This is a genomic window from Bacillus sp. JZ105, assembly GCF_053903125.1.
In genome coordinates this window covers 1,494,708-1,519,009 of record NZ_CP096387.1, presented here as the reverse complement: position 1 = coordinate 1,519,009, position 24,302 = coordinate 1,494,708, and the positions used below count along the sequence as shown (strand labels likewise).

At 40.9% G+C, this 24,302-nt stretch carries 23 protein-coding genes; all 23 read right to left on the bottom strand.

From position 1 onward, the window contains the following. The 23 genes from M1D81_RS07720 to murG all read right to left on the bottom strand — a co-directional run bounded on the left by M1D81_RS07720 (position 1) and on the right by murG (position 24,162). Positions 1-690 carry a YggS family pyridoxal phosphate-dependent enzyme gene (locus tag M1D81_RS07720; protein ID WP_456265133.1) on the bottom strand — a complete coding sequence of 230 codons (690 nt, stop codon included), beginning with the start codon at positions 688-690 and terminating at the stop codon, positions 1-3. A 6-nt stretch (positions 691-696) separates the two neighbouring features. Continuing rightward, positions 697-1,536 carry a peptidoglycan editing factor PgeF gene (gene pgeF / locus M1D81_RS07715; protein ID WP_456265134.1) on the bottom strand — a complete coding sequence of 280 codons (840 nt, stop codon included), beginning with the start codon at positions 1,534-1,536 and terminating at the stop codon, positions 697-699. Positions 1,537-1,771: 235 nt separating this feature from the next. Then, positions 1,772-2,008 carry a YlmC/YmxH family sporulation protein gene (locus tag M1D81_RS07710; protein WP_008344958.1) on the bottom strand — a complete coding sequence of 79 codons (237 nt, stop codon included), beginning with the start codon at positions 2,006-2,008 and terminating at the stop codon, positions 1,772-1,774. Between the two features lie 79 nt (positions 2,009-2,087). Next, positions 2,088-2,864: an ABC transporter ATP-binding protein gene (locus M1D81_RS07705; RefSeq protein WP_456265135.1), complete on the bottom strand. Its 777-nt coding sequence runs from the start codon at positions 2,862-2,864 to the stop codon at positions 2,088-2,090. 146 nt (positions 2,865-3,010) lie between these two features. Continuing rightward, positions 3,011-4,161, bottom strand: a protein-coding gene (locus tag M1D81_RS07700) for an IS3 family transposase (RefSeq protein ID WP_456265136.1) whose coding sequence is annotated in 2 segments (ribosomal slippage) — positions 3,011-3,888 and positions 3,888-4,161 — 1,152 coding nt in all. Because the reading frame shifts where the segments join, the coding sequence is not laid out codon by codon here. A gap of 120 nt (positions 4,162-4,281) precedes the next feature. Then, the gene (locus M1D81_RS07695; RefSeq protein ID WP_456265137.1) at positions 4,282-4,638 is read right to left on the bottom strand and encodes a PTS glucitol/sorbitol transporter subunit IIA; all 357 of its coding nucleotides are present in this window, start codon (positions 4,636-4,638) and stop codon (positions 4,282-4,284) included. Positions 4,639-4,664: 26 nt separating this feature from the next. Beyond that, positions 4,665-5,675, bottom strand: coding sequence for a PTS glucitol/sorbitol transporter subunit IIB (gene srlE / locus M1D81_RS07690; RefSeq protein WP_456265138.1), 1,011 nt, complete (start codon positions 5,673-5,675; stop codon positions 4,665-4,667). 13 nt (positions 5,676-5,688) lie between these two features. Beyond that, the gene (gene srlA, locus M1D81_RS07685; protein ID WP_024424246.1) at positions 5,689-6,219 is read right to left on the bottom strand and encodes a PTS glucitol/sorbitol transporter subunit IIC; all 531 of its coding nucleotides are present in this window, start codon (positions 6,217-6,219) and stop codon (positions 5,689-5,691) included. Between the two features lie 18 nt (positions 6,220-6,237). Continuing rightward, complete coding sequence (locus tag M1D81_RS07680) at positions 6,238-6,669, bottom strand: transcriptional regulator GutM (RefSeq protein WP_024424247.1); 432 nt, start codon at positions 6,667-6,669, stop codon at positions 6,238-6,240. A gap of 12 nt (positions 6,670-6,681) precedes the next feature. Further along, positions 6,682-7,926 carry an NAD(P)H-dependent oxidoreductase gene (locus tag M1D81_RS07675; protein ID WP_024426935.1) on the bottom strand — a complete coding sequence of 415 codons (1,245 nt, stop codon included), beginning with the start codon at positions 7,924-7,926 and terminating at the stop codon, positions 6,682-6,684. A 244-nt stretch (positions 7,927-8,170) separates the two neighbouring features. After that, positions 8,171-9,109 carry a sugar-binding transcriptional regulator gene (locus tag M1D81_RS07670; protein WP_456265139.1) on the bottom strand — a complete coding sequence of 313 codons (939 nt, stop codon included), beginning with the start codon at positions 9,107-9,109 and terminating at the stop codon, positions 8,171-8,173. Between the two features lie 150 nt (positions 9,110-9,259). Continuing rightward, positions 9,260-10,039 carry an RNA polymerase sporulation sigma factor SigG gene (gene sigG, locus M1D81_RS07665; protein WP_024424250.1) on the bottom strand — a complete coding sequence of 260 codons (780 nt, stop codon included), beginning with the start codon at positions 10,037-10,039 and terminating at the stop codon, positions 9,260-9,262. A gap of 143 nt (positions 10,040-10,182) precedes the next feature. Beyond that, entirely contained in the window at positions 10,183-10,902 is a 720-nt protein-coding gene (gene sigE / locus M1D81_RS07660; protein WP_007499746.1) for an RNA polymerase sporulation sigma factor SigE, read from the bottom strand. A 58-nt stretch (positions 10,903-10,960) separates the two neighbouring features. Further along, complete coding sequence (gene spoIIGA / locus M1D81_RS07655; RefSeq protein ID WP_024426933.1) at positions 10,961-11,890, bottom strand: sigma-E processing peptidase SpoIIGA; 930 nt, start codon at positions 11,888-11,890, stop codon at positions 10,961-10,963. A 249-nt stretch (positions 11,891-12,139) separates the two neighbouring features. Next, positions 12,140-16,456 carry a S8 family serine peptidase gene (locus tag M1D81_RS07650; RefSeq protein WP_456265140.1) on the bottom strand — a complete coding sequence of 1,439 codons (4,317 nt, stop codon included), beginning with the start codon at positions 16,454-16,456 and terminating at the stop codon, positions 12,140-12,142. A gap of 302 nt (positions 16,457-16,758) precedes the next feature. Then, positions 16,759-17,904, bottom strand: a complete 1,146-nt coding sequence (gene ftsZ / locus M1D81_RS07645) for a cell division protein FtsZ (protein ID WP_024424252.1) — start codon at positions 17,902-17,904, stop codon at positions 16,759-16,761. Positions 17,905-17,937: 33 nt separating this feature from the next. Beyond that, entirely contained in the window at positions 17,938-19,260 is a 1,323-nt protein-coding gene (gene ftsA, locus M1D81_RS07640; protein WP_456265141.1) for a cell division protein FtsA, read from the bottom strand. Between the two features lie 159 nt (positions 19,261-19,419). After that, positions 19,420-19,788: a small basic family protein gene (locus tag M1D81_RS07635; RefSeq protein WP_003210988.1), complete on the bottom strand. Its 369-nt coding sequence runs from the start codon at positions 19,786-19,788 to the stop codon at positions 19,420-19,422. Beyond that, positions 19,788-20,513 (bottom strand): DUF881 domain-containing protein, encoded by a 726-nt coding sequence (locus M1D81_RS07630; RefSeq protein WP_041117315.1) that lies wholly within the window; start codon positions 20,511-20,513, stop codon positions 19,788-19,790. Before M1D81_RS07630 ends, M1D81_RS07635 begins: the two co-directional genes overlap by 1 nt. 20 nt (positions 20,514-20,533) lie before the next feature. Then, a complete protein-coding gene (locus M1D81_RS07625) occupies positions 20,534-21,223 on the bottom strand; it encodes a DUF881 domain-containing protein (protein WP_024424255.1) in 690 nt (229 codons plus the stop codon). Continuing rightward, positions 21,220-21,999 (bottom strand): cell division protein FtsQ/DivIB, encoded by a 780-nt coding sequence (locus tag M1D81_RS07620; RefSeq protein ID WP_456265142.1) that lies wholly within the window; start codon positions 21,997-21,999, stop codon positions 21,220-21,222. The genes M1D81_RS07625 and M1D81_RS07620 overlap by 4 nt, the downstream gene beginning before the upstream one ends. A gap of 125 nt (positions 22,000-22,124) precedes the next feature. Continuing rightward, complete coding sequence (gene murB, locus M1D81_RS07615; protein WP_024426930.1) at positions 22,125-23,036, bottom strand: UDP-N-acetylmuramate dehydrogenase; 912 nt, start codon at positions 23,034-23,036, stop codon at positions 22,125-22,127. 31 nt (positions 23,037-23,067) lie between these two features. Next, positions 23,068-24,162 (bottom strand): undecaprenyldiphospho-muramoylpentapeptide beta-N-acetylglucosaminyltransferase, encoded by a 1,095-nt coding sequence (murG, locus tag M1D81_RS07610; RefSeq protein WP_456265143.1) that lies wholly within the window; start codon positions 24,160-24,162, stop codon positions 23,068-23,070. Positions 24,163-24,302 lie beyond the last annotated feature (140 nt).

Below are 24,302 nucleotides of genomic sequence, written 5' to 3'. Positions count from 1 at the left end.
TCACGCACCTCCTGTTTCATTTCCAACAAGTGAAGAGCCAATCCGAACGAATGTCGCACCTTCTTCAATTGCGATTTCAAAATCATTTGACATGCCCATCGATAAATGCTGACAAGGTGCATTTACTTGGTTAAGATGTTTTACTTCTTCTCGAAGATTTTTTAATGTTTTAAAACAGTTGCGAATCACAGTGTGATCATCTGTAAATGGAGCCATCGTCATCAACCCAGCCACTTCAATGTGTTTGAAATCAGCCAGCTGCTTCACAAATGGAATGACGTCTTCACTTTTTAAGCCGTGTTTTGACTCCTCAAGTGATGTGTTCACCTGTACAAAACAGCGGACTGTGTGATCCGCTCTTTTTTCAATTTCATTCGCAAGAGACATCCTGTCGAGCGAATGTAAGTAGTCAATTGACTGAATGACAGATTTCACTTTTCGTGTTTGTAAACTGCCGATGAAGTGCCAGCTAATGTTTTCATCGGTTATGGCCGCCTGCTTTTCAAGTAACCCTTGGTCACGATTTTCACCAAAGTGCATAATTCCTGCTTCTTTAGCTTCTTGTGCTCGTTCAATTGAGACATACTTTGTCACAGCGACGACCGATACATCTGCTGGATGTCTACCGGCTCTTTTACATGCTTCGTTTATTTGTTCATTTATTTGTCTGAGATTCTCTCGTACATTCAATTGCACTTATGCCTCCTTAAACCCGACAAAAGACATCATACGTCCTGTTTTCCCTTGATCACGCCGGTGTGAGAAGAAAAGCTGATCATTGCAGCTTGTGCACATCGAACTGACATGTATGTTTTCTTCCTTTATTCCTGCATGAAGCAATACGTTTTTGTTAAATGTTTTCAAATCAATTTTATATTGTCCTGGTGAAATCTCGGAATACACATCCTCTGTTGAAAAAGGAAGCTGTTTCACTTGATCCATGACTGCGTCATCGACTATGTAGCAGCAGCTGCCAATGGATGGTCCAATGACGACTTGAATATGATCGGCCTTGGCATCTTCTTGGCTGACCCATACATCAACCATCTTTGCACCAATTTGCTTGACGGTTCCTTTCCAGCCGGCATGAGCCGTTCCAATTAATCCGTTTTGCGGAGCTAGAAAATAAAGCGGAACACAATCAGCGAAACAAAGAGCGAGCATCATGTTCGTCTCAGACGTATATAAACCGTCTGTACCAGGCAGTGCCTCATGATAATGAAGACTTCCTCTTCCTCTTTGCTCCTTGGTGACTTTTAGGATGCGATCCTCGTGTGTTTGGTCTGCAAACACCCAATCAGAGAGCGGCACAGCAGCAGCATCTGCTATGACTTGACGATTCATTTGAACACTAGAAGCATCATCTCCTACATGGAGTCCAGTGTTCAATGATTGATATGGAGGTAGGCTGAAGCCGCCGTTTTTTGTGGTAAACCCGGCCAATACCTCTTTACCAGAACATGTCATGTTCGTCCAATCATGAATGGTCATTGCATATGGTGATTTCTGCTGAAAGGGGTCATATTTGTATGTCAAAGCTGCCTCCCACCTTTCATTCATCTCTCTTTATTTCGCTCCTATTTTACCACAAGACATGCATAGACAGTTAGTGTGATTCATTAAATATTACACTCAAATGTGCCCTTTCTGCAGGTTTTTTTACAAATTGATATGAAAACGTAATCTTTTTACCCGAAAAAGACATTGTTTGCTAAGAATGAAGAGTTTGTTTTAAGGAAAAATTGAATGATTCATTGAGGAATTATACGAATTAAGAAGACAAGCGGACAAGTATCACATCTTCGCCAATTTTTACTATATTTCGCCATGGGACAATCATTTCCTCTTCTTTTCCGAAAAATCCCATCATTTTACCTGTCCCGCCAATAATAATCGCTTGGATTTTACCGCTTGTGACATTAATATCAATGTCCCCAATGGTGCCTAGTTTTTTCCCGCTGGATACATCGACGACATCCTTGATTTGGAATTCAGAAATACTGATCATCTGTCCTTCCCCGCCTTTCGTTTTCTACTATAATATGTATGATGGAAAAGCAGGGACGCAGACCAATAGTTTCTTTTATCTACAATTTGCTTAAATGCGGACGGCCATTTCTCCACATGACATCTACCGGACATTCAAAAAAAGAAGAAAGCAAGCCGCCTGTCATCATTTCTTTTGTTTCTCCTTGATCAAAAACAGCTCCATCTTTTAATAATAAGGTGTGCTGAAAAACAGGCAGAATCTCCTCTGCATGATGGGTCGTATAGAGCAAAGTAGGCGCATCAGGCCTAGCTGCAATAAATGAGATGGTCTCCAGCACTTGCTCTCTTGCTAAAAAATCAAGACCCGTCACAGGTTCATCTAAAATCAAGAGCTGCGGATCATTCATTAAAGCCCTCGCAATCAAGACTTTTTGCTTCTCTCCCTGTGAGAGGGTTTCATATGTTCTGTTGGCATATTTGAATGAACCAAACGCTTTTAATAGATCAATGGCTTTCTCTCTCATTTCATCTGTCGGGGTTTCATAAAGCCCGATAGAAGCAAATGCGCCGCTCAAAACAATTTCAAAAGCATTGTCGTCTCTGTGCAATTTCTTTTCAAGTCCCGCTGAGATGAGACCAATTTTCCTTCTGAGCTTTTCACCAAGAGCTTCCTTGCCAAAGACATGCCCCAGCACTGTCATCTCGCCTGATGTGGGGAAATAATAGGAGCAGAGCATATTTAATAAAGCGGTTTTTCCCGCACCATTTAAACCGTAAAGCACCCAGTGTTCCTGCTTATTTACCTGCCAGTCAACAGACTGCAGCAGCCATTTCCCATTTCTTTTTAATGAAACATTCTTCAATTCAAGTGACACCATAACTTCCTCCTGAGTAAAAATTCTGAATATACAAACAATGAATGTTTACAGCATATCGTAAATGCTCTTTCTGGTAAACCTCATATAAAAAAGCTGCTCCAATGGGACTGACCCCCGTTATTGAGACAGGGATCAAAACACCTTTATACAGCCAATTGCCGATAGTTTATCGGTGATTGGTTGTTTAGTTTCGTTTGAATACGAATGTTGTTATAATAATAAATGTATTCTTTGACAGTGCGTTCTACGATGGTGGTTGTAGTTCGATCAATGCTGTTAAGATAGAACGTTTCAGACTTTAGTGAGGAATGAAACGATTCGATGGAGGCATTATCAGCGGGTGTCCCTTTACGGGACATGCTCATGGTAATGCCTTTTATATGAACAGCTTTCTGATACTCGTAAGATGTATACACAGAACCTTGGTCGCTATGTAACACGCAGTTCTCAGGCAGTGCTGGGAGCTGATCAAGTGTGTTTAAGATAAAGTCTGTGTCCTGCTTATCACCAATCGTAAAAGCAATCACTTCTCCATTATATAAATCCAATATACTGGAAAGGTACAATTGTTTCTGTCCATAAGGCAAATACGTGATGTCCGTTACTAGTTTTTCAAGAGGGCGATCAGACTGAAAGTTCCGATCGAGTATATTACCAGCCACGGCATAGGGTTGCCCATTCTTCTTACGCTTTTTCATTTTAACCCGGCATTGCCACTGGTTTTTCTGCATGATACGTTGAACAGTTTTATGGTTAATACGCATTCTCAATTTTAGTATGGCTGTAATTTTTCGGTATCCATATCGATACTTGTGCTCTCGGCACAACGTGCCGATTTGTTTCTCTAGTTGTCTTTTAGAATGATTCTGAGTCAGATTCTTTTTCCATCTATAGAACGAAGCGCGTGAGATGCCTAAATGGACACAGATGTCCTGTACTGTCATCTTTTTGCGCAATTCTTCTACCAGTTTGATTGACGTTTCCTTATCAACTTCCTTTCCAATTCGTTGTACTTTTTTAAAACTTCATTCTGTTGACTCAGATAGCGATTTTCTGCCCGCAGTCTCTCTAATTCGGAAGAGTACTCGGGACCCTTTCCATAGGTATATTGTTTTCCAACAGGCTGTTCGAACCGGTGTGTATCCCCAGCCTTATGCCACCTCACCCATGTCTGAACCTGCGTTTTATTTTTGATATTCAATTCTTGCATGATCTCTTTCATTGATACGCCTGCCAATCTCATTTCTACAGCCTTCTGTTTGACTTCAACCGGATAACTCACTCTTGTCCCCATAGAAAAACACCTCCATGTTTTATTTCGGATGACAACGATCCGTTTTCAAACTTGAAGGTGTTTTTTATTTGTCTCATCTTATGGGGTCAGTCCCAATTTAGGAACAGCTTTTTTACAAGGTTACGAAATTTCAATTCGTACGCCTTCTTTTATATCAGGAAACGTGTGCGGGGATGCAAATACAGCTCCTGGTAATACTTCATCAAACGGCTCTTGGAAGTAGATCGAAATATGGCCGAGCTCTTTAAAGTTGTCATTTGCTTTATTGCCGAGGGCTGTGATCGTGTACGTTTGATCGCCCACTTGAATGGTTCCGCCCAGCTTCAGCGGCTCTTCTTCTAGATGTTCGAACTCATGAATGACAGACATATCTCTTAATTCCTGCGGCGCTGCGGGTCCAAATAAAACAATCAGCTTATCTTCTTTAAATTGCGGGACTAAGATCCCAATTTCTTTTATAACAGATTGTGTTACCATGTATCTCGATTCCTCCTTTAATACGTTTAATACATACCGAAGCTGGCAACGTATGCGATCACAACAGATAGAACCCCTGTAATAAGACGGCTATACAAAACAGCTGGTACCCCATATTGTACCGTTTCCGGCTTCGCTTCACCAAGTGACAGCCCCACTGGAATAAAATCACACCCTACTTGACCGTTGATGGCAAATAGTGCAGGAAGTGCAAATTGAGGCGGAATGTTTCCTAGTGCGATTTGACTACCAATCAGAACACCGATGACTTGGGCTATAACTGCTCCAGGTCCTAAGACAGGTGATAGGAACGGCAGTGTACAGACCACAACGAGCAGTAAGAGCCCCCAAAGAGATCCTGCCAAAGGTGATAGAAAATGGGCAATCAGATCACCGATTTTTGTATAATTGATAATTCCAATTAACATACTGACAAATGCCATGAATGGAATAATGTTTTTCAAAAGCATATCAACAGAATCACGGCCGGCCTGATAGAACGTACCGGTGACTTTCCCGATTCCGCGTGAGAATCTCATCAGGAAATTGCCTTTTTCCTGCCGCTCAATATTTTCCTCTTTCAGCTTTGCATACGTTTCTTTGAAATTCTCTTTGTCAATCGACTCACTGCTCTCCTGACCTTCTGCTTTCGACTCACCATCAGATGCTTCTGCATAGGAAATATCTTTTTCTGTTACGCCTGATACGAAGATATCTTCTGTAATATGTTTAGCAAGCGGTCCAGAAGGAGAGGATGGCAAAACGTCTACAGTAGGAATGCGTTTCATTGGATAAAGTCCGATTCGCGCTGTTCCCCCGCAGTCAATGACAACACACATCATTTCATCTTCTGGTATAGAGTTTTTAAAGCCGTCACATGCTTCTGTCCCTGTCATTTCTGCAATTTTACGTGCAACCGGGTGAATGCCTCCCCCTGTAATAGAAACAACCTTTCTTCTTTTACCAGTTGGTTCAAGCTCTAAGCCTTCTCCCCATCCGCCAGCACCTTTTGCAACAAATACTTTGTGGTTTGTCATGTCTAACCCTCCCCTATTGTGAATTCGCTTTCATTTTTCCTGCTAAATATTTTGTAATCCATTCAGTAATGATTCCGCGTAGTAAAATGACGACGATCCCGACTAAGAAGTAGCGAACAGCAAGCTCTGACATTGAATATCCAGCTTCTTTAATCCCGTTCGCAATTCCTAAGTAGACAAATAGTTCTCCTGCGTTGGCATACGGGAACAGTGATGTCACCGGATGAACAAATGAAACAGCTGAATCATAGAATGCTGGTTTTTGTTTTTCAGGTAAAAAGCGGCCAAACGTATAAGCCATTGGGTTTGTCAAAATAAGAACGGATAAGATCGGCATTAACGTGTAGCGCAAAATGGTATACTTCGCTGCAAACTGAATGGCTCTATTCACTCGCTCTTCTCCAATAAATTTCATGACAGCATAAGTGAAAGTCAGTAACACAACAAGCGTTGGAACGATACCTGTAATCAGACCCATGAATTGCTTTCCGCCGGCTTCAAACATTCCGATAAAGTGCTCTCCAAACCATTGAATCCATTCCATGTTTCATCTCCCCTTTCTTTAGTTCACATTTGTTATATTTTTTTTCGAAATCGAGACAAGGGCCTGCTCAGCCGCCATGGAAAGTGCTTGCATGACAGCTGGCGCCTTTTTGCGCTTTTTCAACGTTTTCTTCATCATGTGGTGCTCGTCCAGCACAGCCCCTACATGCTTGCCTTCATATGCAGGGACTTCTTTAAATTTAGATAAGATCGACACGCCGCCAAGCACATGGCATTTTTGAATGATATACGATTCATCCACAATGATGAGCGCAATGGCCCCAGGGCCAACTTTGCGCCGTTCCATTCCTGAAAATAAGTGATAGCCCTGTTTCCCTCTGTAGTCATCAATCAGTGAGTCCATGCTTTTGCGGTAATACTTAATTTGAATAAAAGATAACCCATACTGCACGATGAGAATGATACAAAGTACGATTGCTAATTTTTCCATAGCTTCACGTCCTTATGATTGAAATAAGTGATCTTGTAATGAACGCAGCTTCCAGACAGTTGTGTTTGAATCAAGCTCTACATCATCATGAGTGAGGAACTGTCCTAATTTGATGTCTTTTTTCGCAACAACTTTTCCGCTGATTAAGCCAATTGGAATGTGACCGTTCGTTTTCATGTCTTGATGTGTTTCAAGTACACCTCTTACGGAGTATCCGCCAATTCCGTCAAGTGATTCCCCTGCTTTAATATCTCTTTTCGCAACAGCGACTGTTTCTGACACTGGTACACCAATCGGGTGGATCGATGAATCATGCTGTAAGACCGCTTTTGCAATGGTAACAGGTGTTTCAAGACTCGCTAAGTGGAAAGGACGGTAAAGCGTGTAGTGAGGACCTTTTCCAACTTTTAAGTAACGAAGCTCTTCATCTACTGGCTCTAGGTCACTCTTGACGATAACGAATACGCCTGGTGCTAGCCCATTTACATATTCAACGACTCCGAAGTTATCGAGCACGCCGCCTTGTTGTTTTTGATTCAATTTATCTGCTACATTCTCTAAATTTGCTTCGACTCCGTGCATACCGACCTTATCTGGCAAAAGCCCTGTCGCGTTACTTAATAAGTTCATTTCTGCCATTGTTTTTGTTCCGTCTTGGAAGGCAGCGAGCATATGTGCACTCATATGTTTACTATCTGCTTCTGCTTTACACGTATCTGGATTTGCTTCTGGGAAGAATGGGTTGTTCTTGCCTTTCCCAGCAACGAGCACCTCAAGTCCCATTGTTTTTGCAAATTCATATAATTCTAGAGTTGCTGCCGGTTCATCTCCAGCTGATCCAGAGTAAACAAGTCCTGCATTTGTGAATAATTTATGCATCACCAAACCGATGGTAATATCAACTTCTACATTTAAAAGAACGAGATGTTTCTTTGAATTAAGCGCTTCCAAAGAAATGTTTGCTCCGACCTCTGGCACTCCTGTTGCATCTACGACAACTTCCACAAAATCTGATTGAATCACTTCTCTATAATCATTTGTGACGACCATTTGATGCGGCTTCGCATGCTGCTTGTAAAAATTCGCTGCCTTCTCTGCTGCACTAAGGTGAATATCACATACACCTGCTACAATCATGCCTGGAATTTTAGAAATTTGTGAAATAAGTCCAAAACCCATTTGGCCTGCCCCAATAATTCCTACTTTGATTGGATCTCCACTGCGTTCTCGAGCTAACAACTGTTGATAAATTGACATCTAAATCATCCTTTCAGGTTTTCTTGCTTCTCGGGTAGATTGCTAGAAAAATAATCTGAAACTTTTAACAAACGTTATAAAAATTAACAAAAATCTGTTTCTTGTAACATTTGTTATTTTATTTATCATTTGTTATGAACTTAGTTTATATGATGTGTCAACTTTGTGTCAAGCTAAAATCAATAAAATTTTCAATTTTTTTGAGTCTAAAGACTCAAAAAAACTACCTAATCATATTAGGTAGTTACTTTAATAAGGCATCTCCTGTTCGTTCATCCGTAATTAATACATGAATTAATCCACCTTCTAATGCTGCCCGAATCGCTTCAATTTTTTCTTCTCCTCCAGCGACACCAATGACTAGCGGGATTTCTTTCAACTTTTGCGGGCTTATGCCCATTACCCTGTCGTTCCATGGGTGGGGATACACTTCTCCTTGGTGATCAATAAAGTTATAGCAAATGTCACCCGCTACATCCTTCGCTTGAAGAATATCCTCCTCACCGCTTGTCATATAAGATTTCACCATCGTTGAATGCTGCGGAACCCCGCCAATCCCGACAACCGCAATATTTGATGATTCTCCTAGTTCAATCACTTTTTTGATTGACGGCTGCCGTATCAGTACATCCTTCGCTTCTTTGGTATCAAGCATGACAGGCACATGTAAAAACTCACATTTAGATTTGAGTGCCTCTGTGCATCTCGCAATAATATAATTGGCATGGATATCAACATCTTCGTTTCCCACACCCCCGACAAGCGGAACAAATGTCACGGATGGGTAGTGCTGAACTGACGTAAGCGCTTTCGCCATTTCATGCAAAGTGGTTCCTGAGGAAAAACCGATGACTTGTCCATCCTTCATGACTTTTAATAAAAAGCCTGCCGCCGCAGCGCCGATTCGGCTTTTTGTTGTTTCTTGGCTGAGCGTTTCCACACAGACGACTTCTCGCAGCCCGTATTTCCGCTCTATTTTTCTTTCTAAAGATCCATATTGTTGATTCATTTCATCATGAATAATGATTTCCACGATTCCTGCTTCACGTGCTTTTGCCAAATATTTCGATATGAGCGAACGGCTAACCCCAACAGCATCTGCTATTTTAGATTGAGTGGCGCCTTCTTCATAATACATATGCGCAACCTTAATGAGCAGCCTTCTTTCATCATGGAATGTCATAATAACCCTTCTTTCCGCTTAAGTGTTCCCTAACAAATGATATCTAAAATAACATTTGTTAAAAACAGATTAAATGAAAAAAATAACAGAGTCAATACTAGAGACGCGCTCTTTCCAAGAATGAAAAAAGCCGCACATGAAGCGGCGGCTTTAAAAGATGTTTTTATTCATTTGTTTGATGGCTGCTTTTTCAAGTCTTGAGACTTGTGCTTGAGAAATCCCGATCTCTTCAGCGACTTCCATTTGCGTTTTTCCTTGGAAGAAGCGTTTGCGGAGAATCATTTTTTCTCGATCATTCAACCGGCGCATTCCCTCTTTTAAGGCCAATTCCTCTACCCATTGTGTGTCTTTGTTCCGATCATCACTAATTTGATCCATCACATAAATCGGATCTCCTCCGTCATTATAGATCGGTTCAAACAAAGAAACAGGATCTTGAATCGCATCTAGGGCAAAGACAATTTCCTCATGAGGCACTTCCAGCACTTTGGCAATGTCTTCTGCCGTTGGCTCCTTGCTTGTCTCACTAATCAGCCTCTCACGAACCTGAAGCGCTTTGTAGGCAATATCTCTTAGTGAACGAGATACCCGAATTGGGTTGTTATCACGCAAGTATCGACGGATTTCTCCTATGATCATAGGGACCGCATAAGTTGAAAATCTGACATTGTGGCTTAAATCAAAATTATCAATTGATTTCATTAATCCGATACAGCCTACTTGGAAGAGATCATCCACATACTCGCCTCTGTTGTTAAAACGCTGAATCACACTTAAAACCAACCGCAAATTGCCATTGACTAGCTTTTCTCTTGCTGTATCGTCACCTTCATCTTGCAGCTGTCTGAACAATTTTCTCATCTCTTCGTTTTTCAGAACAGGCAGTTTGGAGGTGTCGACTCCACAGATTTCCACTTTATTTCTGGACACTTTTTTCCCTCCCTACAGGAGCTGTTGTACAAAGTTCAGTATCTCCTTGGGATGGAAAAATATGCACGAGTGATGATGAGAATCATGAGAAAAGAAGTTGATACCTTTGACAGCAAAGGGACAGAGCTTTCAAAAAAATTTTTTTAGACCATTTTGTTAAATTCTTTTTGTAATCGTTTAATAATTCTTTTTTCAAGCCTTGAAATATACGACTGGGAAATGCCTAGCATGTCAGCGACATCTTTTTGGGTTTTTTCTTCACCGCCAACCAAGCCGAATCTGAGCTCCATGATCTGCTTTTCGCGGTCATTTAATTGTTCCAGCGCTTTTTTCAAAAGTTTTTTATCTACATTTGCTTCAATATCCCGTGTGATAATATCATCATCTGTTCCAAGTACGTCTGATAAAAGCAGTTCATTTCCGTCCCAATCAATGTTGAGCGGCTCATCAAACGACACTTCTGAACGAATTTTATTATTTCGGCGCAAATACATCAAAATCTCGTTTTCAATACATCTCGAAGCATATGTCGCAAGCTTGATCTTTTTTTCTGGGTTAAATGTATTGACTGCCTTAATTAGACCAATAGTTCCAATACTAATTAAATCCTCAATATTAATCCCTGTGTTTTCAAATTTTCTTGCGATGTAGACCACCAACCGCAAATTTCTTTCAATCAGGATAGCCCTTGCTGTTTGATCACCTTTTGGTAATTTGACAAGCAGTTCCTGCTCTTCATCCTTGGATAATGGCGGCGGCAGCGCCTCACTACCACCAATATAATAAATCTCATCACTCTTAAGACCTAGCTTCATGAGGAGTTTATACCAGTAGTAAGTGAGTTTAAATTTTAATTTTTTCATCTTCTTCTCCCTTCTAAATATCAAGTTGACCTCGTAAGATAAAAGACATCACCAATCCTTAAGACACCCCTTGGATGATTTTTCCGTCTAACATATCTGGATGAATGATGGATTGAAATTCCTGATCTGCTGATAAACCGCTCAGACTCATGCCTACAAAACACTTGGCTGGCTGGATCATATGTGTTTTTGAATAAATGATGACCGTATCTGGTTTTAAGCATAGAAGAAACCCGTGATCATGACCGACTGCTCGATATGGAACAAGTCTTAAACGGTCAAGAAGCGGAAATTGATCATCGAGCTTTTGCATCACTTCAACAGGATGAGACTGCTTCATAAGCTCTATAAATGGCTCTCCGCAAATGGACATAAGTTGATCTGCTTGAACGATCATCACAGGTGTTTTCGTCATAGGATCATACAGCTGATTGCCAGAATCGACGAGTCCCTTTAAGCGGATGGTCTCTCCTTGAATGTGTATCTCCGCAAGGACTTGTTCATCAAACTGTCTTTTTTTCGCACCGACCTCTCCTAATCGTTTCTTTGAAAACAGCCAAATCGCAGGAAAGCCGGTTAAAACGAAAAGCCAGCTAATGGGATCACCAAAGCCATCATTTTGTGAAATCAGCAGCCCGTCTTGAATAACAGTATTGGTTTGTAAAAACGAATGAACCCCGATCATGCCTCCTCCCATCAAAAATGTGACAAAGTAAAAAGCAAACAGGTTTTGAAAAAAGAATCGAAATCTTTGAAATCCAAAAGTTGCAAGCACGATCAAGACAGAAAAAAGCAGTTTGCCTAGAGGGTGTGACACAAACATTGCAAATGGTGTAAAGAGCAAGAGAACAATGCTCGATCCAATCAGAGCTCCTAACATATATCGCCGTTTTTTTACTTGTCGTTTGAGAATAAATGCAGTGAGTAAGAGAAGCAATAGATCAAAACAAAAGTTTAACAGCCAAATCACATCTAAATAAATGACCACCTTCTGCTCCTTTCATCTGAAACAAAGAATCAAAAGCAGTACTTGCACTTGTTTGTACCAGTATAAAACAGCCAAGAGATGGAAGTCTGTCAATTCTTGTTGGGGATGATAGAGAACTTTTGGTGGATTGTTATTGTTTTTGTCGAGGAATGAGAGCACAAAGAAAGAGAGTGTGCTTCCGGACAAACTTACAAACAATCATTCGAAACGAAAAAGACACGCTCCAAGGAGTCGTGCCTTTCTTAAGGGTTATTTTTCATTGATATTTAATGTGCCTGGAGCCTTTTGTCGTGTGACATTTCCATAATCATCCCGCACAATCACTTCAATGACTGCTCCTTTTGCTTTGGCAGTAGAGGTAGCTGTCCAGTAGCCTTCATATCTTCCGTTAGCTACCTCGCGAAGCGGCAGCTCTGTTGTATTTTGCAGCTTTGATCTCGCGTTTGTCAGCGGCATGTGAATGACAAACGTTGCGTCTAGCTTTTCTCTGCTGTTAAATGAAATTTTAACAGACTCACCTGATGATAGATTGACATTCTCTGCTGGTGTCAGCTTTGAAATCTCAGGTGCTTCGTATTGAACATCGATATCGACTTTTTTAGTCGTTTTGTTTCCTGCTGCATCTTTTGCTGTAACTTTGATCGTATTTTCCCCGTTCTCAAGCAGGATTCTTGCAGAATATTCCCCATCTTTTACGGCTGCTTTTTTTCCATTCACAGTGACTTGATCAAGATGATCATCCGTTACCTTTCCTTCTACAGTGAGTGATTCTTTGTTAGACTTTTCCCCTTTTTTTGGTGTATCTATCGTTAACACTGGGGCTGTTTGATCAATGATCACCTTGACTGATTTGGATTTTTTCGTTGCGCCTTTATCCGTAACAGTAGCAGCCGTGAATACATGCTCTCCGCTTGACACTGTAACCTTCTCTTTGAAAGCACCCGACTGATCTGCTTTCACTTTAGCAATCTCTTTATTGTTTTGATAGATCGCTACATCAAGCCCTGGAGAGGCTTTACCTTCGATCTCCAGTTCATCTTTGTTCGTGATCGTTCCAGCCTTTGGAGATGTTATTTCTGGCACATCTGCTTCATATTGGACAAGCGCACGAATCATATAATTCCCCTCTTCTTTTGGAGAAGGAGAAAAGGCACCGCTTGTCAGCTGCCAGCTTCTTTCAGCATTTGGTCCATCTTCATCTGTTGCAAGGCCTGGAGATTCCGTATTCTTTTTCGTTTGAATATAGACAAGATAGAAATCTCCATTCACCGTAATGGCTTGATCTTCTAAATCTACTTTTGTCCATTCACCATTACGCAGCGCATTTGCTTTAAAAGGTCCCGCAATTTTCTCACCTGGAGCGCCGTCCTTCCCAGAAGCATCATACACTTCAACCGCAAATTCATTCCCGCCAGGGGCTGGCCACTCTGTTGTCCAGAAACGGAAAAGCCCCCCTGTGACCTGTGCTTGTTTCTTCCCTTTTTCTAATGAAAATTTCACCGCCCAGCCATTACCAGGATCATAGAACGCCCGCGCATTTTCAGCTGTTCCGTCATCGTAGCCGATTTCGCCGGCAAAACCGATGAAAGGTTCCAGCTTGATTGCTTTTTCAAGCGGCTTTTCTGTCACATCGGCTGTAAACGAATATCCTTTAAACCCTTTCGCAAATACTTTGACTGTATACACACCGCTCAATGCCTCTAGAGAAAACTCGCCAGATTCATCTGTTTTCACCGGCTCAATTTTCGCATCCTCTACAAGATAAACCGTAGCATCCTTTACTTTTTCACCCGTTGTTTCATTGACAATTGTGCCAGATATCGTTCGTTTTTCTAATGGCTGTAACGAGAAATTTGCCTCTGCCTGATCATTTGCAGAAATATTGACTTTTTGTGTGCGTGATTCAAAGCCATATGCTTCAGCTTTCACTGTAAATTCCCCTGCACCATGAGAAAGCTGATATCTCCCTGTCGCTTCATCAGTGTACGTGGACTTGCCGCTTTCAAGAACACTGATTTCTGCCTTCATCGGAAGAGCTTTGATAGACGGAGCATCTAAGCTTTTTTCCTTTTTCATCTGGACATGTTTTTCTTTTAGTTTAGCAGGCTTTGCCCTTTTCGGATCGACGGGTTTCTTCTGCTCCCGTGATGGCTTTTCTTTTTTGATGATGCCAAGCTGTTTCTTTGCCTTTTGAGGCAAGGCTTGATCTGTTATTTTCACATCATCTAAATAAAAACCGTCTTTTGTTACACTGCCATCCGTTCTTAGCTGAAAAATAACTCTCACGTTCTGACCTTTGTAAGCAGATAAATCTACTTCTCCTTTTGTCCATCCACTTGTTTTGCCTGTGTAGGCTGCCACTTGGACAGCATCTTCCCCCTCAGGCTGCACATGAATATGCACATAGTCATAATTTGCTTCAAGGTCATGCCAGTATTGATATTGTAAAAAGGAGGAGCCTGACTCAGGTACAGCAATCATCGGCATAGATAAATGAGCATCTGTTTGATTTTCATACGGACTGTCTAGGTTTGTGGCGTAGACATGATCTCCAGTAAAGGCTTGTTTCGGACCTGTGGTCGGCTTCCCCCACTGCCAAGGATCTTTTGTTCCACCACTGAACCACCCACTTGGCCAAGCTTCAAAATCTTGCGAGTAGCCAGTCGTGATGGATGTTTTAATCGGAAGCGTATACGGTTCTGATGCAGCTTCATTTCCTCCAAAATCTTTCACCATCCATCGGTATGTGACGTTTTCTCCCTCAAGTTCTGGGAGCTGGACAACATATGTCCCTTTTAAATGATTTCCATCCGTTCGTTTTGCTTGCAGCGTCTCCCTTTTCCCTTGATCCACTTGATAGCTCAAGGAGACATTTGTCACAGCTACTTCATCTTCTGCTGTAATACTTAGAGGTGTTGGCGTAGAGGCAAAAATTTCATTCGGTCCTTTATGAGAAAAAACAGGTGGTTCTGTATCTTCTCCTTCTTTTGTTACCTGTCCTTCAATCTTGCCAATTCCATCTGTTAATGCTGTGATGGCTTCTTTTGCATCAACTAATCCTGCCCCATAGCCATTGTTAGGGGATTCCGGGAATTGTTGATCTGTCAGCGGTTTTGCAGTATCAATGAGAATTTCTTCGATCTCTTCAACAGACAGATCTGACTGTACTTGGCGCAGAAGAGCCACAACAGCTGAAACATGCGGACCTGCCATCGAGGTTCCATTCCAGCCATCCTCATACCCTTTCCCAGGAATAGAAGAACGAATGTTTACCCCTGGGGCAGCAATATCTGGTTTCATGACGCCATATGGAGAAGGGCCTTGCAAAGAGAAAGAACCCAGTTTGTTGTTTTGATCTGTTGCACCCGTCGCAAAGGCTTCGGGATAGTTCGCAGGATTTGCAATAGATCCCTCACCGCCAGGGTTAAATAAATCCGTATTACCAGCTGAAAACTCTGGGAAGATGTCCGCTGCTCTCCAAGCATTGACCACATCTTTATACCAATCATCAAGACCAGGCCCACCGCCCCAAGAATTATTGACCACATCTGGCGCCTTTTCTGGATGAGGGGTTCCGTTTTCATCTTTTGGGGCTAAAATCCATTCACCTGCGTCAAGCAGATCAGCATCTGATCCACCATCTTCTGAGAAAGCTTTCACCGCAATCCATTTTGCACCTGGTGCGACTCCAATTTGATTCTCTCCATTTGGCTCAGAGCCAACCATCGTTCCCGTTACATGTGTACCATGCTCTAAATCATCGTATGGCGCTTTAGAACCTGTCGTTGCATCGTACCAATTGAATTCATGTGAAGGTTCATTTGGACGTGCAGGGTCAAATCCGCGGTATTTTTCTTTTAATGCAGGATGATCCCATTCCACACCTGTGTCAATACTTGCCACAACCGTACCAGTTCCGTCATAGCCTAAAGCCCATGCTTCTGGGGCATGAACTTGAGAAATGTTCCACTCGATTCCATCTGCTGCTTTGAATTGTTTGTTTTTCTTTGAAGTCTTCAAATCAACAGGACGATGGATTTGACGGATTTCATTTGGCAGCACTTGATCTACTTCTGGGAAGGAAGCCACCTTTTCCATGACTTCTTTCGTTCCCGTCACAGCGAGACCATTCACAATATAGTACGAATGAAAATCCTTCACTTGCTTTTTCTTTTGTGCCTTTTGTAAATAAGCAAGCAGCGCTTCCTGCGTCTCTTCAGACGTCGCTCTTAGTTCTGATACGACTGCTGATCTTTTTGTGTACTGCGTTTTAGCTACTGTTAACTTCTGTTTTTTGGCTTTTGACACAGCATCCTTCGCCACTTTTTTGACATTGGTTTGTTCCTTCATTTTGACTAAAAAGGTCACCTTGTCTTCTTGTTGAAACTGTTTCATTAATCTAGATGAGATCTTTGCTTTTGTTTTCTTGGAGGAAACAGCTTCCTCTTGATATGAGGTAGAAGTCGATTTTGCTTGAACCATCCCAAAGCTTGTCATCGTTAAAGTACCAATCACCAAAAGACTCATCAAACGATAGCCGGCGGTTTTGCGAAACTTCACTTTCAATCAAATCCCTCCTCCTCAAATGGTCAAACAGTGTATGGGTTTCACGCCTCCCTTTCCTTTGTTCATGACAAGATTCATGGTGTTCTATTTAATGTAGTCAAATAAAGTTCATCATTTTGTCGCTTTTTGTAATAGGATTTAAAAATGATTCTTTTTACTTAATCACTCTAAGTCGAAATGCATATGTTGAATAAAGTTATCAAGACACATTTAATACTTTTTGATCAGAAGAGATGCGGGTTACTTAATATATTGGACATGAAAAAATCCCCTTCCAGTGGAAGGGGATGAGTGATACTCGATTAGCGTTTATTACGGTTGCGCAAGAACGTTGGGATATCCAGCGTATCATCGCTTGATTGTGTATTTTGTCTCGGTTGAGATGATGGCTGCTGATGTTCCTCACGTTTTACTTCACGCTTTTGAGGAATGGATTGATTTTGCTTTAATCCTTGTCCTAATGGATTTCTTTGTGGTTTTGTCACTTCTGGCTCTTGCTCAATAAATCCAGTAGCGATAACAGTTACCACAATTTCATCCTTCAAATTATCATTAATGACAGACCCGAAAATCATGTTTACATCTTCATCAGATGCAGAAGCAACAATGTCCGCTGCTTCTTGTACTTCATAAAGACTTAGGTTCGTACCACCAGTAATATTCATGATGACACCTTGTGCACCGTCAATCGCCGTTTCTAGAAGTGGTGAAGAAATAGCTTTCTTCGCAGCTTCAGCAGCACGATTTTCACCTGTTGCGACACCAATACCCATAAGAGCAGAACCTTTATTGGACATGATCGTTTTCACGTCAGCAAAGTCAAGGTTAATTAAACCTGGTGTAGCAATAAGATCTGAGATCCCTTGAACACCTTGTCGTAGCACGTTATCTGCTGCACGGAATGCTTCAAGCATTGGCGTGTTTTTATCAACAATTTCAAGCAAGCGATCGTTTGGAATGACGATTAATGTGTCAACTGCTTCTTTCATAGAAGCAATTCCTTCGACGGCTTGAAGCTGACGCTTTCTTCCTTCAAATGTGAAAGGACGAGTCACGACTCCAACTGTCAATGCACCAGAATCTTTTGCGATTTTTGCAATGACAGGTGCAGCACCCGTACCAGTTCCACCGCCCATACCAGCAGTAACAAAGACCATGTCTGCGCCTTTTAATACTTCTTCAATCTGTTCTTTGCTTTCCTCAGCAGCTTTTTTACCGACTTCAGGATTCGCACCTGCTCCAAGCCCTCTTGTCAGCTTAGCACCGATTTGCATTTTCGTTTCTGCTTTTGATAGATTTAAAGCCTGTGCATCTGTATTGACTGCAATGAAATCGACACCTTGTACGTCATTTTCGATCATGCGGTTGACAGCGTTATTTCCGCCTCCACCTACTCCGATTACTTTAATTGATGCTAGGCCGTCTATATTTGTTTCAAACTCCAACATGCTGAATCCTCCTAATCCGTCGAAAATCTAATTCTATTCCCAGAACATATTAAATAGTTTTTTCATTTTGCCCGGTTTTTTATTTGTCTCTTCTTGTGCTTTTTGTTTTACTTTCGGTCTTGGCTGCGCTTCTTTCACTTGTTGTGCAGAAGAAACCGGCTCCATGGATGCGCCTACTTCATGAAACGCCTCATCCGGCATTTGGAATCCAACCTGTCTGCCCTGAATCTTTGCATTGCGATAAGCAAAGTGAATTAGACCCACTCCTGTCATATACTGAGGTTCTCTCACCCCAATATAATTCGGACTTGCAATTCTAACATTGTTTTGCAAGACCGTTTGTGCAAGAGAAAGGATACCTGGTATAGCTGCCTGTCCACCTGTTAAAACGAATCCGCCAGGCAAATCTTGGACACCCATATTTCTTAATTCCTCTGCCACAAAGAGCAAGATTTCTTCCAGCCGAGCTTCGATGATATTAGCCGCTTCAAGCTGTGTATACGTCTGTTTCTGATCGGTACCGATAACAGAAACTTCAAATGTTTCCTCAGACGATGCCTCATCATAAAACGCATGTCCAAATTGTTTTTTGATTCGTTCAGCTTCTTCAGTAGACGTTCTAAGTCCTATAGACAAGTCTTTTGTAATGTTCTCTCCGCCCAAAGGGATACTGTGAGTAGAATAGAGATGCCCGTTTTCAAATACGGAAATCGTTGTAGATCCGCCGCCAATATCGACGAGAGCTACCCCTAGATTTTTTTCATCTTTCGATAATGCTGCTGAGCCCGATGCGAGCGGCTGCAAGCAAATATCCATAATTTCAATTCCAGCTCTTTCTACACATCGGAGCCAGTTATGTAGAATCGTTTTAGAACCTGTAATTAACGATCCATCCACCTCTAGCCGAACACCAAGCATTTTTTTCGGATCAGTGATCTCATCTCTTCCGTCGACGATAAATTGTCTCGGGATGACGTCTACGACGAGATGTTCTTGAGGAATAGATACTACCTGTGCAGCATCTAAGACACGTCTCACATCTTCAGCATGTATTTCTTTGTTTTCACTAGATACTGCGACCACGCCGCTCGTATTCTGAATATGAATGTGGTTTCCGTTAATTCCGACAATCGCCTTTTGTAAAGGAAAACCTACCATTCTCTCAGCCTGTTCAAATGCTTGTCTAATAGAATGAACTGTCTCATCTATATCAACAATCGATCCTTTTTTTAACCCTTCTGAAGGGACATTTCCAACACCTATAATGTTAAGCGAATCATCCGCCATTTCTCCGACGATGACTTTTATATTGGATGTACCGATGTCAAGGCTGACGTAAATTTCATTGTTGTTCATTCTATGGCACCTCCTCACATATCAATACTTTCTATTCTATTATTTGCTGAACAACAATACAATGAATGTGTTTTTACAAGTGTGTAACAAAACTTAAAAAATCAACATTTTTTATTAGGATTACTGAAAATATTCGTTACATCATATGTATATCCTTTTTTATGACTCACTTTTTTTCTTTTTTTCTCTAGAAATTGTCCATTTTGTTAGTAGAATTCTTCGAATAACTGCTATATTTTGAAACAATCTAACGCCGAAAGCAAACATTCCGACTAAATACAAGTCTACACCAAGATGGACGCCCAGAAAAGCTAAACTTATTGCAAGTATAATATTAAAGAAAAAGCCTGATACAAACACTAGTTCATCGTATGCCCCTTGCAGATGTGCCCTGATTCCACCAATCAATGTATCAAGCGCAGCAAGTACAGCGAGGGAAAGATAATTAGAATACTCATTCGGTATCGTAAAATTTGTTAAGAAACCGATCGCAACTCCTATGATTAAGCCAAGTACAGGAAGCCACATTAAGATTTTCCCTCCTTTACATCGTCAAGAGGTTTCAACTCGTTTAACTGAATTGCACCGTCATATGCTTTTAATTGAATTTGCTGCTTCGGCTGGCTAATACTTAAGCCGAAATTTTCCTGAGCAAACAAATCACCAATATCTGATACATTTAAACGGCTGTATAATTTGTCGGCCTGGTCGCTGATCATCTTGATGGTCACTTCATCACCATCTAAGCTGTAGCCATCCATTTTCGTCGTGCCATTAATATCTCGAATCACACTTGTATTAATCACACGGTGGTCATTAATGGAAATATGTTTTGCCCCATACATATTGGCTTCGTTGATTAGCTTTTTCAGAAGATCAGGCGGGATATTTTTCACTTCTTCTCCGGTCAGATCCTTGGAGAAGAGCTGAGAGATGTCAACTTCAATTCCCTCCCCTGTCACTTCTGTAAAACCAGCCTTTTCTTTTAAATCTTTTAATGTTTTAGTTAGTTGAGCTTCTTTTGATTGATCTCCTTGACGACCATACTTTTTCAGCATTTCATCGTATTTATCAATTTCTTTCAGTAAATCCAATTCTTTACTTTTAGATGCAGATAAATCCTCTCTTAGCTCCCACACATCGCGAGTATCACGAACTTTGGGCTTTTGCAATGAATTAAATTGGATGGAGACCATGATGCCGAATATCACCATTAAGGCTGTCAAACTAAGTAAAGGCTTCTTTTTCCTCAACACCACTCACCTTTTCACTTTTAATCTTTGTGTTTTAAAAGAGGATTCATACGAATATCCTTTTTTTCAATCGTCATCGAAATGTGATCACTTGTCAGCTGATCGACCACTCCTCCTGCAATATTTAATGCAGGTATTAACACAGCCGGATCACCAATAGCAGAAATAACAAATGGTGCTGGATGCTGAACACCGTCAACTGTGACAACTGGGCCGTTACAATGTATGTATGATTGGTGTGTAATTCTCTGTCCATTAATAGATACGGCAGAGGCTCCTGATATAAACAGTTCGTTTATCACATGAAAAATGTGGCTCTCATGAACAATGTAATTATTGACATTTTGTCCACTTGGGATATAAGATGCATCTTCAAGGGATACTTTTACCCCTTTTCCTTTTACACCGATCTCTCCTGTAAACATCCTGTATTTCTCAACATCTTCCAATACATTAAAATACTGTTCTTTTTCATTTTTCAAATTGGACTCAGTAGCTTGAACCTGTGATTGAAGGCTGTATAATTCTTTTTCAAGTTTCTGATTCGCCTTTTCTTGCTTTGTCAGCTGACTTTTCAAGGAGTATTCTTTTTTCCATTGCTCTGTGCGAATGACATCTGCCTGATGCTGCTTAGTATATTGGTATGAAAAAGAAATCAGAAAACCAAGAACAAGCATGACAATTGAGAATATAACTGTTTTGCCTCTCAACGTTCATCTTCCTTTTTCTTAGATTTAAACGCTTCAAAATACGTCGCGACTTCCATATGGATTGTGCCTTTTTCAGATGGCGAAAGTTCTTTTACAATGGCCGGGTAGGTTTTCATTTTATCAGCGAATGTTTTAATTGACGCAATCACGGTGTTTCCGTCATTCATATAAAATTTAACGAGCCACTGGTTTGAGCTTGTCGGCACATAATATATTTCTGAGATGAGTTCCTGAATAGAGGCTGGCAGCTGATTTAAAGATCTAACCGTTTGCTTCAGCTTCTCTTTATTGTCCCAATCAACAAAAATAGGCCCTGCATGACTTGGTGTGACTTCTTCTGGTAATGCTGTCCCATTTTCAAGAAGCTCATAGTATAGATTTCCCTTTTGAAGATACGCAATATTGGCATATTCTTTGACAGCAATACTAACCTTATTTGGAAAATGTTTTTTGATACTGACACTTTTAATCAGTTTGTTTTGCTTCATATGATCTGCTGTTAAATCTTTATTTAAATTCCAAAACTCCGTTTCGCCTTCTTTAATCTGGGAAAGTTTCACAAGCTGTTTTGTAGGGACATGCTCGTTACCCGTAATAGTTAAAGAAGAAATTTTACTGATTGGTGTCTGCAAATAAATAATGATTAAAACCATGATAAAAAACAGTAGAATAAAAGAGATTAGTCTCCGATTCGCTTTCTGCTTCCTTTGTTCTTTAATTTTAGGAATTCGTTCTTCTATATTGACGATCTTTTCATTTTCATGATCAGGCCGCATATATATTCTTCACCCCATTCAAAGCTGCTTGTCCACACCTTTGGGTCATCTTTTGATGAGAAAACAAACGGCATGAAAGAATGCCGTTTGTTTTCCTGTGATGCCATCATTCATAAAACTTGCTTTTAATTTGCTTCACCGATAATTTCGACTTCTGTATGCATATCTACATTGTAGTCATCTTTAATTTTCTTTTGGATGTACTGAATTAAGTCCAGCACGTCTTGAGCAGTAGCCCCGCCAGCGTTCACAATGAAGTTTCCATGCATATCAGAGATTCTTGCTCCGCCAATTTGGTACCCTTTTAAATTCGCTTTTTCTACAAGCTGTCCTGCATATTCAGGCAGCGGATTTCGAAAAATACTTCCGGCACATGGTCGATTATATGGCTGTGTTTCCTTGCGATAGTCTTTATTTTGCTGCATTTTCTTTGTGATTTTCTCGCGATCATCCTGTTTGAGCTTAAACACGGCCTCGAGAACAATGCCTGGTCGTTCCTTTTGAAGGACAGACGTTCTATAGCTAAAGTTCATCTGCTCATTTGTTAGCCACTCGATGCTTCCATCTTCAAATAAGATTCTAGCTTTCACAAGAATCTTACTGATATCAGATCCGTGCGCACCTGCGTTCATATAAACAGCGCCGCCAATAGACCCTGGAATACCAGCTGCAAATTCCAGCCCTGAGAGCCCCTGCTTACTAAGAGACGTTGCAAGCCTTACAACAGAATAGCCGCCGCCAACTGTAATTTCTTCATCATTTACAGTTAAATGATCAAGTCCAGCGCCTAACTTCAGGACGACACCACGTATTCCTTTATCAAGTACGAGTAAATTTGATCCTCTTCCAATAACCGTCCAGTCCGCGTGGTGTTTTTTTATCTGATCCATGATCGTTTTAACTGAATCGATATCTTTAGGAACGATCAATAGATCTGCCGGCCCGCCTATTTTCATTGTCGTATGATTTGCAAGCGGCTCATTTTCAAGCACTTTACCGACTTGCGCTTCTAATAATTCATTCTTCAAGTTCTCCATATTACCCTCCGCCTTACCTAATATCATTCCATCATGTAGTCGTAATTTCTTTTAATACATTATATAAACGTCCAGCCGCATCTGGTACTCCAAGTTCTTTTGTTAAACGGCTCATTTCGTTTAATTTTTCTTCATTACCAGCAATTTCATCAATGGCATGAAGGAGGCTTTCTCCAGAAAGCTCTGATTCTCTTAAAACGATTGCAGCGTCATGCTTTTCTAGTGATCTTGCATTGACTTCCTGGTGATTTGCCGTCACGTATGGGCTTGGAATAAAAATAGTTGGAATTCCAAGGGCTGTCACTTCAGCAATCGTTGTGGCACCGGCTCTTGCAACAATCACATCAATCGATTTCAAGTACTCCGGCATTTGATGCAAGAAAGGCTTTGTGATCATATTAGGTGCTGCACCTTTTTCCTTTAGTTCGTTCAGCACTTTTTCATAATGAACCTCACCTGTGATATATAAAAGCTGATAGTTCTTAGCCTTTAATGCATCTTGCATGTCAATAACTGCTCTATTAATCGGCGCAGCCCCCCGGCTCCCGCCAAAGATAAGAACCGTTTTTTTCGTTTCATCCAGCCCAAACTCCTTCAGAGATTTCCCCTCTTTTATAGAGACGACTTCAGAGGCTCTAGGGTTTCCCGTAAATACAACCTTTTCAGAAGGAAAATGTGCCTTTGCTTCTTCAAAGCAGATGGCTACCTTATCAACATATCTTGCTAGAAACTTATTTGTGATACCAGGCAGGCTGTTCTGTTCGTGAATAATGGTCGGGATTTTCAGCTTAGAAGCTGCATAAACAACAGGGCCGCACACATAACCACCTGTTCCAATGACCGCATCTGGCTTAAATTCCTTTAAGTAAGATTTGCTTTTTTGAACGCCTTTTAGAAATCTCATCACCGTTTTTACGTTATCAAAGGAAAGCTTTCTTTTAAAACCTGAAATTTCTATGGACTTGAAAGGGATATTTTCTCTTTCTACAATTTTCTTTTCAAGTCCATTTTCAGTACCAATATATAAAAATTCTACATCAGGATGCAGTCTTTTCACTTCTTTAATAAAAGCTAAGGCCGGATAAATATGTCCGCCTGTTCCGCCTCCACTGATTACTATACGCATTATACCATTTCCCCTCAATTTTTTTCTGCTCTGAACAAAGTATAAACCCTGTTTTAAACAACAGGGCTCCGTTAAAACCTGTAAAGAAGAGTCAAAAAACATGTTTTCAATACAAAATCTGTCATTTTTACTCTTCAAAT

Excerpts from the sequence above, each read along its gene's own strand:
- ftsA (WP_456265141.1), bottom strand. The coding sequence starts at position 19,260 with ATGAACAACAATGAAATTTACGTCAGCCTTGACATCGGTACATCCAAT.
- srlE (WP_456265138.1), bottom strand. The coding sequence starts at position 5,675 with ATGACAAACCACAAAGTATTTGTTGCAAAAGGTGCTGGCGGATGGGGA.
- M1D81_RS07670 (WP_456265139.1), bottom strand. The coding sequence starts at position 9,109 with ATGACATTCCATGATGAAAGAAGGCTGCTCATTAAGGTTGCGCATATG.
- M1D81_RS07695 (WP_456265137.1), bottom strand. The coding sequence starts at position 4,638 with ATGGTAACACAATCTGTTATAAAAGAAATTGGGATCTTAGTCCCGCAA.
- murG (WP_456265143.1), bottom strand. The coding sequence starts at position 24,162 with ATGCGTATAGTAATCAGTGGAGGCGGAACAGGCGGACATATTTATCCG.
- murB (WP_024426930.1), bottom strand. The coding sequence starts at position 23,036 with ATGGAGAACTTGAAGAATGAATTATTAGAAGCGCAAGTCGGTAAAGTG.
- M1D81_RS07675 (WP_024426935.1), bottom strand. The coding sequence starts at position 7,926 with ATGTCAATTTATCAACAGTTGTTAGCTCGAGAACGCAGTGGAGATCCA.
- sigE (WP_007499746.1), bottom strand. The coding sequence starts at position 10,902 with ATGAAAAAATTAAAATTTAAACTCACTTACTACTGGTATAAACTCCTC.
- M1D81_RS07620 (WP_456265142.1), bottom strand. The coding sequence starts at position 21,999 with ATGCGGCCTGATCATGAAAATGAAAAGATCGTCAATATAGAAGAACGA.
- srlA (WP_024424246.1), bottom strand. The coding sequence starts at position 6,219 with ATGGAATGGATTCAATGGTTTGGAGAGCACTTTATCGGAATGTTTGAA.
- M1D81_RS07710 (WP_008344958.1), bottom strand. The coding sequence starts at position 2,008 with ATGATCAGTATTTCTGAATTCCAAATCAAGGATGTCGTCGATGTATCC.
- M1D81_RS07635 (WP_003210988.1), bottom strand. The coding sequence starts at position 19,788 with ATGTGGCTTCCTGTACTTGGCTTAATCATAGGAGTTGCGATCGGTTTC.
- M1D81_RS07680 (WP_024424247.1), bottom strand. The coding sequence starts at position 6,669 with ATGGAAAAATTAGCAATCGTACTTTGTATCATTCTCATCGTGCAGTAT.
- ftsZ (WP_024424252.1), bottom strand. The coding sequence starts at position 17,904 with ATGTTGGAGTTTGAAACAAATATAGACGGCCTAGCATCAATTAAAGTA.